This is a genomic window from Actinomadura fibrosa, assembly GCF_900659615.1.
GTDB classification, from domain to species: Bacteria; Actinomycetota; Actinomycetes; order Streptosporangiales; family Streptosporangiaceae; genus Spirillospora; species Spirillospora fibrosa.
Map to the genome: position 1 here is coordinate 1 of NZ_CAACUY010000263.1, position 11,318 is coordinate 11,318.

The 11,318-nt window shown below is 74.6% G+C and carries 9 protein-coding genes; 3 read left to right on the plus strand and 6 right to left on the minus strand.

The features are described 5' to 3' along the window. On the plus strand, window positions 1–1,019 hold a 1,019-nt coding region (locus E1300_RS41855; RefSeq protein WP_131762836.1), incomplete at its 5' end, for a PP2C family protein-serine/threonine phosphatase. A gap of 90 nt (window positions 1,020–1,109) precedes the next feature. Here the strand turns inward: E1300_RS41855 and E1300_RS41860 are convergent. After that, entirely contained in the window at window positions 1,110–1,538 is a 429-nt protein-coding gene (locus E1300_RS41860; protein WP_131762837.1) for an STAS domain-containing protein, read from the minus strand. Window positions 1,539–1,659: 121 nt separating this feature from the next. On the opposite strand from E1300_RS41860, the gene E1300_RS41865 reads away from it, so the two are divergent. Beyond that, window positions 1,660–1,905, plus strand: coding sequence for a DUF2630 family protein (locus E1300_RS41865; protein ID WP_131762838.1), 246 nt, complete (start codon window positions 1,660–1,662; stop codon window positions 1,903–1,905). Window positions 1,906–2,202: 297 nt separating this feature from the next. Continuing rightward, window positions 2,203–3,666 (plus strand): MFS transporter, encoded by a 1,464-nt coding sequence (locus tag E1300_RS41870; protein ID WP_165503235.1) that lies wholly within the window; start codon window positions 2,203–2,205, stop codon window positions 3,664–3,666. A gap of 18 nt (window positions 3,667–3,684) precedes the next feature. On the opposite strand, the gene E1300_RS41875 is transcribed toward E1300_RS41870, so the two are convergent. The 5 genes from E1300_RS41875 to E1300_RS41895 all read right to left on the minus strand — a co-directional run. Further along, on the minus strand, window positions 3,685–5,346 hold the full coding sequence (locus E1300_RS41875; protein ID WP_131762840.1) for an L-lactate permease: 1,662 nt from the start codon (window positions 5,344–5,346) through the stop codon (window positions 3,685–3,687). A 162-nt stretch (window positions 5,347–5,508) separates the two neighbouring features. Further along, window positions 5,509–7,575 (minus strand): xanthine dehydrogenase family protein molybdopterin-binding subunit, encoded by a 2,067-nt coding sequence (locus tag E1300_RS41880; protein ID WP_131762841.1) that lies wholly within the window; start codon window positions 7,573–7,575, stop codon window positions 5,509–5,511. After that, window positions 7,572–8,615: an FAD binding domain-containing protein gene (locus tag E1300_RS41885; protein WP_131762842.1), complete on the minus strand. Its 1,044-nt coding sequence runs from the start codon at window positions 8,613–8,615 to the stop codon at window positions 7,572–7,574. The genes E1300_RS41880 and E1300_RS41885 overlap by 4 nt, the downstream gene beginning before the upstream one ends. Continuing rightward, window positions 8,612–9,184: a (2Fe-2S)-binding protein gene (locus tag E1300_RS41890; protein ID WP_242619746.1), complete on the minus strand. Its 573-nt coding sequence runs from the start codon at window positions 9,182–9,184 to the stop codon at window positions 8,612–8,614. The genes E1300_RS41885 and E1300_RS41890 overlap by 4 nt, the downstream gene beginning before the upstream one ends. A gap of 80 nt (window positions 9,185–9,264) precedes the next feature. Continuing rightward, window positions 9,265–11,318 (minus strand): ATP-binding cassette domain-containing protein (locus E1300_RS41895; protein ID WP_131762843.1); only part of this gene is annotated, 2,054 nt, incomplete at its 5' end.

Here is an 11,318-nt window from a genome sequence, read left to right on the forward strand (position 1 = left end):
AGGCGCCGGTGCGGCTGGCCCCCGGCAGCCTGCTCGCCGGGGCGCTGGACGCCGCCGAACCGCTCCACCTGCCGTGCGAGGACGGCGCCGCCGACTTCGGCGAGCCGGCGCTGCGCCCGTTCGCCGGCGCGACCGCGGTGACCGTCGTCCCGATGGTCGCGCGCGGCGCCGTCGTCGGCGCGCTGCTGCTCGGCCACCGGCGGCGGACCCCGTCCGCCCAGGACCTCGCGGTCGCCGAGGAGGTCGCACGGCGCGGCGCGACCTGCATCGCCGACGCCGCGCTGCTCGCCCGCGAGTCCCGCGCCGCCCAGGAGCTCCAGCGCAGCCTGCTGCCGAGCGCGATCCCCGAGCTGCCGCCCGTCGAGATCCGGCACCGGTACCTGCCCGGCAGCCCCGGCGCGCAGGTCGGCGGCGACTGGTTCGACGCCCTGCCGCTGCCCCGCGGCCGGGTCGCGCTGACCGTCGGCGACGTGATGGGGCACGGCTGGCGGTCCGCCGCCACCATGGGCCGGCTGCGCACGGCCATCCGCGCGTTCGCCTCGCTCGACCTGCGGCCGCAGTACCTGCTGCGCAAGCTCGACGACATCGCCCGCACGCTCTGCGACGGCTGCTTCGCCACCTGCCTCTACGCCGTCTACGACCCGCGGACCCGCGTGCTGCTGACGGCCAACGCCGGGCACATCCCGCCGATCCTCATCGACCCGGACGGCGAGAGCCGCTTCCTGCCGCTGCCGTCCGGCGTGCCGATCGGCGTGGGCGGGCTGCCGTTCGGCGCGGTGGAGGCCGAGATCGAGCCGGGCAGCCGGCTGGTGATGTGCACCGACGGCCTCGTGGAACGTCCCGACCAGGACATCGACGCCCGGCTCGGCTTCCTGCGCGCCCGCCTCGAAGGCCCGCAGCGCACGCTCGACGAGCTGTGCGACACGGCCGTCGCCGCGCTCCGCGCCGACGAGCGGCGCGACGACGTCACGCTGCTGGCGGTCGAGTTCCGCCGCGTCCCCTTCGACCCGGCCCGCTGAGCCGCCGCCGGGCCGCCGCGGAACCCGGCGCGGCCCGCCGCCGCGAGCACGCTTCGCCCCGTACCTCGCCGGGACGCCGCGCCCGTGCGCTCAGGGGGTGCGGGCGGCGCAGTGGAGGAGCAGGCCGGGCGTCTCGTCCCAGCCGATGAGGCGGAAGAGCCGGTCGATGTGCGGCGGGACCGAGTGCAGCACGAGCAGCCTGCCGTCCTCCGCCAGGTCGTCCGCGCCGTCGATGAGCGCCCGCAGCCCCGCCACGTCGATGAACTCGACCCCGCCGAGGTCGGCGTGGAGGTCGCCGGGCGTCCGGTCGCGGACCGCGTGCAGGGCCCGGGTCAGCGCGGGAGCGTTCGACACGTCGACGTCGCCGGTCACCCGCAGCCAGGACGAGCCGGTGCCGGACGCGATGCGCAGGAGCGCGGAGTCCAGCTCGACGCGGTCGTACCGGGGCGCCGCGCGATCCGGGCGCGGCACGTCGGCGCCGGAGTCGCCCTCCCCGCCGGTGATCCGCCAGACCGTCATCCGCTCCCTCGCCTCCCGGAGGGGGACGCCCTATCCGGGCGACCGCGTATATGCCACGATCTCACCTGTTCTCACCTTCGGGACCGCAACGCGCGGGAAAAACGTCATCGGGAGGCACGTCATGGACGAGCAGGCGATACTGGGCCGCATCCGCGATCTGGTCGACGAGGAGCACGAGCTCCGCCGGGCGCACGAGCACGCCGAGACCGGCGACGCCGAGGCGCGGGCCCGCCTGCGCGATCTTGAGGTCGCCCTCGACCAGTGCTGGGACCTGCTGCGCCAGCGGCGCGCCCGCCTGTCCGCCGGCCAGGATCCGGATGAGGCCCAGGTGCGTCCCGCGGGTGAGGTGGAGGGCTACCGCCAGTAGTTCCGGGTGGAATGCGAAGCGTGTCCAGTACGCGGCCGAACATCCCTGCGGACGAGGAACGTCCCAATTCCCGGGTAGCCGGAATTCACGGCCGATATCGGACGAATATATTCGGTTAAAAGGAACAAAACGCTCAAGGTTCGCCAACCTGAGGAAGATATGGGGTCGGCGTGACCCGGGTGGCTAGCATGGGTCGCTCCGGCGCGGGCATTCTCGTCGGCAGGCGAGTCGAACCCGTACTGGACACTACGCGCGCGGTCCCCCGGACAACCGCCCGCACTGGGGGGCTTCGGAAAGGTGGCCGAAAGCGTCGTTCCGCAGTGGGAACGCCAATTCCGGCTGCTCTGGCGCGGATCCGCCGTGTCCCAACTCGGGATCATGAACGCGGCGCTCGCGATCCCGCTGCTGACGCTCTCGCTCACCGGTTCCCCGGTCTTCGCCGGGTGGGTCACGGCCGCCGGCACGCTGCCGCGGATCCTGCTGCACCTGCCCGCCGGGGTGCTGATCGACCGGCTCGACCAGCGCCGCGTGATGATGGCCGGGCAGGCCGTCCGGGCGTCGGTGTCGGTGCTGCTCCTCGGCTCGGTGCTGCTGCTCGGGGCGCCCGTCCTGCTGCTGCCGGTCGCGGCGGCGGCGCAGGGCGTCTGCTCGGTCTTCTACACGACCGCCGAGACGACGCTGCTGGCGCGCCTCGTGCCGCCCGACCGCCGCCTGTACGACGCGATGGCCAAGAACGAGGCGCGGATCCACGGCGCCGACCTGCTCGGCCGGCCGCTGGGCGGCGTGCTGTTCGGGGTGGCGCGCGGGCTGCCGTTCCTCCTCGACGCGCTGACCTCGCTGTTCGCCATGGGCACCCTCGCCCGGGTGCGGACCGCCGGGCCGCACCGCCCGGCGGGCCGCCCGGCCGGCGCCCGCGACCTGCTCGGCGACCTGCGCGAGGGCCTGCACCACCTCTGGCACCGCCACTTCCTGCGCCGCGCGATGATCAGCTGCACGGTCACCAACTTCCTGTACCAGACGATCGCGCTGCTGCTGTTGCTGCTGGCCCGGCAGGAGGGCCTGCCCGGCTACGCGATCGGGCTGCTGTTCGCCACGTCCGGGATCGGCGGGGTGCTCGGCGCCGCGGTCGCGCCGCGGCTGCTCGCCCGGCTGCGCCCGCCCGCGATGCTGCTGTGCTGCGTCTGGGCATGGGTGGCCCTGCTGCTCGTCCTCGGCGCCGCCGACACCGCGTCCCCGCCCTGGCTGCTGGTCACGCTGCCGCTGGTCTGGGGCGGCATCGGGTTCACCGGCGCGCACGTCAACGTCTCGATGGCGGTCTACCAGGCGCAGCACGTCCCGAAGGAGATGCTCGCGCGGATCATCGGCGCGAGCCGGTTCTTCTCGGGCAGCGCCGTGCCGCTGGGCGCGTTCGCCAGCGGATACGTGATCTCCTTCTTCGGCACCCGGCACGCCGCCTGGGCGTGCCTGGCGGTGGTCGGGGCGCTCGCCGTGCTGCTCACCGCCCGCTCGCCGGCGCGGGCCGCCGTCCCGCGGGCCTGCGGGACGGCGCTCGGCTGGCTGTTCCTCGGCGCGGCCACCGTGGCGGCCGGCCTGCTGCTCCTCGTCCTGGACGGGCTGGTCGCGGCCTGGGACGCCTGGGCCCGGGCCCGGCGCCCGTTCGTGTGGGAGGCCGCGCACCTCCTGGAGACGGAGGGCGCCCAGGGGAGCGGGGCCCCGCATCCTCCGGACCGGAGTCCCGCCCCGGAGCCCGCCGGACGCTGAGCCCCGGAGCGGGGAAGGTCAGGGCACCATCCAGTCGAGGACGCCGGTGGACTGGAGTCCCGACAGCACGCACATCCCGGCCAGGAACAGCAGGCTCCAGAGGACGACGCGGCGGAAGATGTCGCCCTCGCGCCCGTCCAGCCCGACCGCCGCCGCGGCGATGGCGAGGTTCTGCGGTGACACCATCTTGCCGAGGACGCCGCCGGAGCTGTTCGTCGCGGCCATCAGCACCGGGGACAGGTCGGCCTTCTCCGCCGCGGTGATCTGGAGGGCGCCGAACAGGGAGTTCGACGAGGTGTCCGAGCCGGTGACCGCGGTGCCGAGCCAGCCGAGGATCGGCGACAGCAGCGCGAACGCCCCGCCCGCCCCGGCCATCCAGGTGCCGAGCGTGATCGTCTGCCCGGAGGCGTTCATCACGAAGGCGAGGGCCAGCACCGCCATGACGGTGAGGATCGCCCACTTGAGCTGGTTCAGGGTCGCGCCGTAGGCGCGCAGCGCCCGCCCGAACCCGACGCCGAGCGCGGCCATCGTGAGCAGGCCCGCGACGAGCATCTGCGTGCCGGGCGTGGTCAGGTAGTTGAGGGTGAACGTGACCGACGCCAGCGGCTTGCCGGAGGCGCTGGTCAGGTGCAGGCCGGGCCAGCCGAACGTCCGCGTCGCGCGGTCGAGCTGGTCCTTGACCCCGTCGATCTGGCAGACCACGAACACCGCGATGATGATCGCGTAGGGGGCGTAGGCGCGGACGACGTCGGCGCGGGAGTCGGGGGCGGACTCCGCGCCCGAGCCGGCGCGCTCGACCCGGGCGGCGAACTCCGGGGTGGGCTCGTCGGCGGCGCCGCCGGCCACGACGGCGGGCCGCGGCGGGGTGTGCGGGCGGCGCAGCCGGACGAGCGCCACGACGGCGGCGGCGGACACCAGCGAGGCGACGACGTCGGCGAGCGGCACCGACACGAAGTTGGACGTGCCGTACTGCGCGAGCCCGAACGCCGCGCCGCAGAGCACGGCCGCGGGCCAGGTCTCGCGCAGCCCGCGCCGCCCGTCCACGATGAGGACGAGGACGAGCGGGACGAAGACGGCGAGGATCGGGGTCTGCCGCCCGACCATGGCGCCGAGGGTGTCGCTGTCCTGGCCGGTGACCTTGCCGAGCGTGAGGACGGGGGTGGCCATCGCGCCGAACGCGACGGGCGCGGTGTTGGCGGTGAGGGCGACGACGGCGGCCTTGAGCGGCTCGAAGCCGAGCGCGATCAGCATGACGGAGGTGACCGCGACCGGGGTGCCGAAGCCGGCGAGCGCCTCGATGAGCGCGCCGAAGGAGAACGCGATGAGGATCGCCTGGATCCGGCGGTCGTCGCTGACCTGCGCGAACGTCCGGCGCAGCACGTCGAAGTGGCCGGTCTCGACGGTCATGTTGTAGACCCAGATCGCGTTGATGACGATCCACAGGATGGGGAAGAAGCCGAACGCGGCGCCCTCGGCGCCGGCGAGGAGCGCCTGGTCGGCGGGCATCCCGTAGGTCCAGACGGCGACGGCCAGCGCGACCGCCAGGGCGATGAGGGACGCCTGCCAGGCGCGCATGCGGACGCCGCCGAGCAGCACGAACAGCACCGCCAGCGGCAGCGCGGCGACGAGGGAGCTCCAGCCGAGCGAGTCGGCCACGGGATCGAGGACCTGCTGGTACACGGCGATCACCTCGCGGGGTGGGAAGCGGCCCCCGAGCGAAGTGATCGATACCCCGGAACGTGTCCTGCGTCACCTCGGCCCGCCGGATTTTCGGCCAGTGGAACACCCCGCCGGTCAGGCGCGTCCCCGGAGCCGCCGCCCCGCGGCGGCTCCGCGAAGTGCCTACAGTCTCGGGAGCAGCCGGGCGGGCGTGATCGGCAGCTCGCGGACGCGCACGCCCGTCGCGTGGTGGACGGCGTTCGCGATGGCCGCGGCCGCGCCGACGATCCCGATCTCGCCGATGCCCTTGGTCCCCATCGGGTTGAGGTGCGGGTCGCTCTCCTCGATCCAGTCGGCCTGGACGTCGCGGACGTCCGCGCAGACGGGCACGTGGTACTGGGCGAGGTCGCGGTTGACGAAGTCGCCGAACCGCTCGTCCATGGACGACTCCTCCATCAGCGCCATGCCGAGCCCCATCGTCATGCCGCCGACGAACTGCGAGCGGGCCGTCTTCGCGTTGACGATGCGGCCCGCGGCGAAGACGCCGAGCATCCGGGCGACGCGGACCTCGCCGGTGTCCACGTCCACCGCGACCTCGGCGAACTGCGCGCCGAACGCGTGCCGGGCGTAGTCCTCGCGGCCCTTGACCTCCTCGGTGGTGTCCGCGGACGCCTCGACGCCCCCGGGCGGCACGGCGCCGCCGTTCAGCCGCCCGGCGAGCGCCTCGCAGGCGCGGACCACGGCGGTGCCCCAGCTCGCCGTCCCGCCGGAGCCGCCCGCGACGGGTGCCCCGGGCAGGTCGCTCGCGCCGATCTCCACCCGGACGTCGGCGGCGTCGGCCTTGAGCGCCTCGGCGGCGATCAGCGTCAGCGCGGTGCGGGCGCCGGTGCCGATGTCGGCGGCGGCGAGCCGGACGGTGTAGGTGCCGTCCGGCTCGGCGCGGGCCGTGGCGCGGCTCGGCCGCAGGTAGGCCGGGTAGGTGGACGCGGCGACGCCCGTCCCGGTCAGGAGGCGGCCGGTGCGGCGGACGCCGGGCGCCGGGTCGCGGCCCGCCCAGCCGAACCGGTCAGCGCCCTCGCGCAGGCACGCGACGAGGTTGCGGGAGCTGAACGGCAGGCCGCTCTCGGGCTCGCGGTCGGGCTCGTTGCGGATCCGCAGCTCGACCGGGTCGACACCGGCCGCGACGGCCAGCTCGTCCATCGCGGTCTCCAGCGCGAACATGCCGGGCGTCTCGCCGGGCGCCCGCATCCAGGACGGCGTCGGGACGTCCAGCCGCACCAGCCGGTGCGACGTCCGCCGGTTCGGGGCCTGGTACATGACCCGGGTCGGCGTCGCGGCCTGCTCGGCGAACTCGCGGACGGTGGAGGTCTGCTCGACCACGTCGTGGACGATCGCGTTCAGCCGCCCGTCCTCGTCGGCGCCGAGCCGGATCCGCTGGATCGTCGGCGTCCGGTAGCCGGTGGTGGCGAACATCTGCTGCCGCGGCACGGCGAACTTCACCGGGCGGCGCGCGGCCCGCGCGAGCATCGCGGCGAGGACGGCGTTCGGGCGCGGCGTCCCCTTCGAGCCGAACCCGCCGCCGACGTGCGGCGACACCACGTGCACCTGGTCGGCGCCGAGGCCGAAGACCTTCGCGATGGTCTCCCCGACGGGCGTCGCGCCCTGGTTGGAGTCCCAGAGCGTGAGCGACCCGTCGTCGTTCCACCGCGCGACCGTGGTGTGCGGCTCCATCGGGTTGTTGTGCTCCGCCGGCGTCCGGTACGTGGCGTCCACCCGCACGGCGGACGCCGCGAAGGCGCCCTCCGGGTCGCCCTGCTCGGTGTCGGTCGGGAACGCGGGGTTCACCTTCTCCGGCTTGTAGAGGCCGGGATGGTCGGCGCGGAGGACCACGTCGGCGCTCTCGGGCGCGTACTCCACCCGGACGAGCCGCGCCGCCTCCCGCGCGGTCTCCAGCGTCTCCGCGGCCACCGCGGCGACGAACTGGCCGCGGTAGGAGACCCTCGCGGACTGGAACAGCGCGAGCTCCCCGTCCGGGACGGGTTCGAGCCGGGGCGCGTCCACGCACGACAGGACGGCGAGCACGCCCGGCAGCTCCCGCGCCGACAGCACGTCCACGGCGGTGACCTCGCCGCGCGCGACGTCCGCCTGGACCGCCGCCGCGTAGGCGACGCCGTCCACCGGGTACTCGAACGCGTACCGCGCCGTGCCGGTGACCTTCTCGCGGCCCTCCACCCGGTCGAGCACCGTCATGACCCCTCCCCCAGCTCGGTCAGCGTCCGGACGATCAGGTTGCGCGCCAGCGGCACCTTGTAGCCGTTGTCGCGCAGCGGTTCGGCGGCCTCCATCTCGGCCTCGGCGGCGCGTAGGAACGACTCCCGTGTCGCGGGCGCGCCGCGCAGCACGTCCTCGGCCCGCCGCGCCCGCCACGGCCGGTGCGCGACGCCGCCCAGCGCCAGCCGGACGTCGCGGATCGTCCCGCCGCCCGCCTCCCCGCCGGCCGCGCCGCCGCCGCCGGCGCCGCGGTCCACGTCCAACGCCGCCGCGACCGAGACCAGCGCGAACGCGAACGACGCCCGCTCGCGGACCTTGCGGTAGCGCGACGGCATCCCGAGCGGCGGCACCTCGACCGCCGTGATCAGCTCGCCCGGCTCCAGCACCGTGTCGCACTCCGGCTCGCCGCCGGGCAGCCGGTAGAAGTCGTCCAGGGAAACGGTCCGCTCCCCCTCGGCGTTCCGGATCCGGACCGACGCGCCCAGCGCCGCCAGCGCGACCGCCATGTCGGACGGGTGGGTCGCGACGCACGCCGCCGAGTGCCCGATGACCGCCAGGTTGTGGTGCTCGCCCTCGCGGGCCGGGCAGCCGCTTCCGGGGTTCCGCTTGTTGCAGGGCTTCGCGGCATCCTGGAAGTAGGGGCAGCGCGTCCGCTGGAGCAGGTTGCCGCCCACGGTCGCGAGGTTGCGGATCTGGCCGGACGCCCCCGCGACGACCGCCTCCGCGAGCACCGGATGGCCCTCGCGGACCGTCCGGTCGGCGGCGAGGTCGCTGTTGGTCACGGCGGCGCCGATGACGAGCCCGCCGTCCGTGTCGAGCTCGATCCGGTCGAGCGGGAGGCGCCGGACGTCCACCAGCCGCGCGGGCTGCGCGACGCCGAGCCGCATCAGGTCCACGAGGTTCGTGCCGCCGGCGAGGTACGCGGTGCCGCCCCTGCCGTTGCCGCCACCGTCGCCGGCCGCGTGCCGGGCGACGGCGTCCTCGGCGGTCGTCGCCCGCTCGTACGCGAAGGGCCTCATGCGTCCGTCCTCTCCGCCGTTTCACGGTGCCGCAGCGCCGCCTGCCGCACCGCGGCGACGATGCCGGGATAGGCGCCGCAGCGGCACAGGTTCCCGCTCATCCGCTCGCTGATCTCCGCGTCGTCCAGCACCGGGTCGGACGACACGTCCGCGGTGACGGTGCTCGGCCAGCCCCGCGCCGCCTCGTCCAGCACCGCGGTCGCCGAGCAGAGCTGCCCGGGCGTGCAGTACCCGCACTGAAAGGCGTCGTTCTCGATGAACGCCTCCTGGACGGGGCTCAGCTCACCCTCCGCAGCGAGCCCCTCGACCGTGACGACGTCCGCGCCGTCGTGGGCGACCGCGAGGGCCAGGCAGGAGTTCGCGCGGCGTCCGTCCAGCAGGACGGTGCACGCGCCGCACTGGCCGTGGTCGCAGCCCTTCTTCGACCCGGTGAGCCCGAGATCCTCGCGGAGGACGTCGAGCAGGGACGCGCGCGTGTCCACGCCGAGCGCACGTTCCCTGCCGTTGACGCGAAGGGTGATGTCGGCGTGCACCGGAACGGCCTCGCCGGAGAAGTTGGCGCTGTCCATAGCACCGGCCCTACCCCGGATCTTCGAGGTGAGTCCGCGACGGACCGCCCGGATCGGCCCGGCCCCGGCCGGGGGCGGGATCAGCGGCGGCGGGGACGCTGCCGGTACAGGCGGAACCAGGCCACCAGGATGAAGACCAGCGCGAGGACCGCGAGGACGCCCATGTCCAGGGCCCAGACGCTCGGCTCCGGCTTCCACAGCGGGTCGTTGGCGCCCGAGTGCGGCGCGATCGTGTCGAGGTCCACGGTCGCCGCCGCCGCGCCGAGGCCCCAGCGGGACGGCGCCAGCCAGGCGAGCTGCTCCAGCCCCGGCAGGCCGGTGAGCCGCACCAGCCCGCCCGACAGCACGAGCTGCGCCATCGACAGGACGATCAGCAGCGGCAGCGTCTTCTCCGAGCTGTTCACCGACGCCGACACGAGCAGGCCCATCGCCATCGAGGCGAAGCCGAGCAGCGCCATCGCGAGGATCAGCTCGACCAGCGGGGACGTGAAGGTGCCCTCCGCCGGGAGCTTCACCCCGATCGTGCCGATCACCACGATCACCACGGCCTGGAGCGCGGTGATGACGCCGAGCACCAGCAGCTTCGACATCAGGTACACCCCGGCCGACAGGCCCGCCGCGCGCTCCCGCCGGTAGATGGTCATCTCCTTGACCAGCTCGCGGACGGCGTTGCCCGTCCCGGCGAAGCACGCCGCGAACGCCATCACCATCAGCTTGGACGGCGCGTCGGCGTTGGTACCCGGATCGCCCGCGAGGCCCTTGCTCGCCGGGATCGCCGCGATCAGCCCGCCGAGGATCAGCGGCATCACGCCGAGCAGCACCAGGTAGCTGCGGTCGGAGGAGATCACCGCGAGGTAGCGCCGGCAGAGCGTGCTGAGCTGGGCGAGCTTGGACTGCTGCGCGGGCGGCGGGGCGGGCGGGGTGGCGTCGTCCACCGTGCCGGCGTCCCCGTCCAGGCCCTGCGCGACGTACCGCTCGAACCGGGCCGAGGTGCGGAACTCCGTCGCCCAGTCCCGGTCGGGCTCGCGGTCGAACGCCTGGAACACCTCGGCCCACGTCCGCTTCCCGAAGTGCTCCAGGCCCTCGGCGGGCGGGCCGTAGTAGGCCAGCCGCCCGCCCGGCACGAGGACGAGCAGCCGGTCGCAGGAGTCCAGGTTCGCGACGCTGTGCGTGACGACGATGACCGTCCGGCCGTCGTGCGCCAGCTCCGACAGCATCTCCATGACGGTCTTGTCGAGCCCCGGGTCGAGGCCGGAGGTCGGCTCGTCCAGGAACAGCAGGGACGGCTTGGTCAGCAGCTCCAGCGCGACGCTCACCCGCTTGCGCTGCCCGCCCGACAGCCGGTCGATCCGGGTGCGGGCGTGCGCGGTCAGGCCGAGCTCCTCCAGCACCTCGTCGACCCGCTGCTCGCGCTCCCGCTTGTGCGTGTCGCCGGGGAACCGCAGCTCCGCCGCGAACAGCAGCGCCTGCCGCGTCGCGAGCTGGGTGTGCAGGATGTCCTCCTGCGGGACGAGCCCGATCCGGTGCCGCAGCTCGTCGTAGTCGGTGTAGAGGTCGCGGCCGTCGTAGCGGACCGTTCCCTCCGTCGCGGGACGCATCCCCGTCACCGCGCCCAGCAGCGTCGACTTGCCCGCGCCGCTCGGCCCGATCACGCCGACCAGGGACCGCTCCGGGATCGGGAAGCCGACCCCGTCCAGGATCACCTTGCCCTCCGGCGTCCGGACGGTGAGCCCCTGGACCGCCACCGACACGTCGCCGGTGTCGACGAACTCCTGGAGCTCCTCGCCGACCAGCCGGAACGTGGCGTGGCCGATGCCGAGCAGGTCCGCCTCGGACAGCTCCGCCGAGTCGACGCGGGTGCCGTTGACGTACGTCCCGTTGTGGCTGCCGAGGTCGACGATCTGGTGCCGGCCCGGGCCGAGCGTGCGCAGCTCCGCGTGGTACCGCGACACGACCAGGTCGGACAGGACCACGTCGTTGTCGGCGGCGCGGCCGATCCGGAGGGTCTTCGGCGCGACTCGGATGACCTGGCTGGGGTTGCGGTCGATGCTCGGCCCCCGGCGCGGCGGCCTGGCCTGCTGCCGGGGCTCCGGCCGGGACGGCGGCCGGGGCTGCGGCGGCCGCGCGACGGGCG

Excerpts from the sequence above, each read along its gene's own strand:
- E1300_RS41860 (WP_131762837.1), bottom strand. The coding sequence starts at position 1,538 with ATGACGGTCTGGCGGATCACCGGCGGGGAGGGCGACTCCGGCGCCGAC.
- E1300_RS41880 (WP_131762841.1), bottom strand. The coding sequence starts at position 7,575 with ATGACGGTGCTCGACCGGGTGGAGGGCCGCGAGAAGGTCACCGGCACG.
- E1300_RS41890 (WP_242619746.1), bottom strand. The coding sequence starts at position 9,184 with ATGGACAGCGCCAACTTCTCCGGCGAGGCCGTTCCGGTGCACGCCGAC.
- E1300_RS41885 (WP_131762842.1), bottom strand. The coding sequence starts at position 8,615 with ATGAGGCCCTTCGCGTACGAGCGGGCGACGACCGCCGAGGACGCCGTC.
- E1300_RS41865 (WP_131762838.1), top strand. The coding sequence starts at position 1,660 with ATGGACGAGCAGGCGATACTGGGCCGCATCCGCGATCTGGTCGACGAG.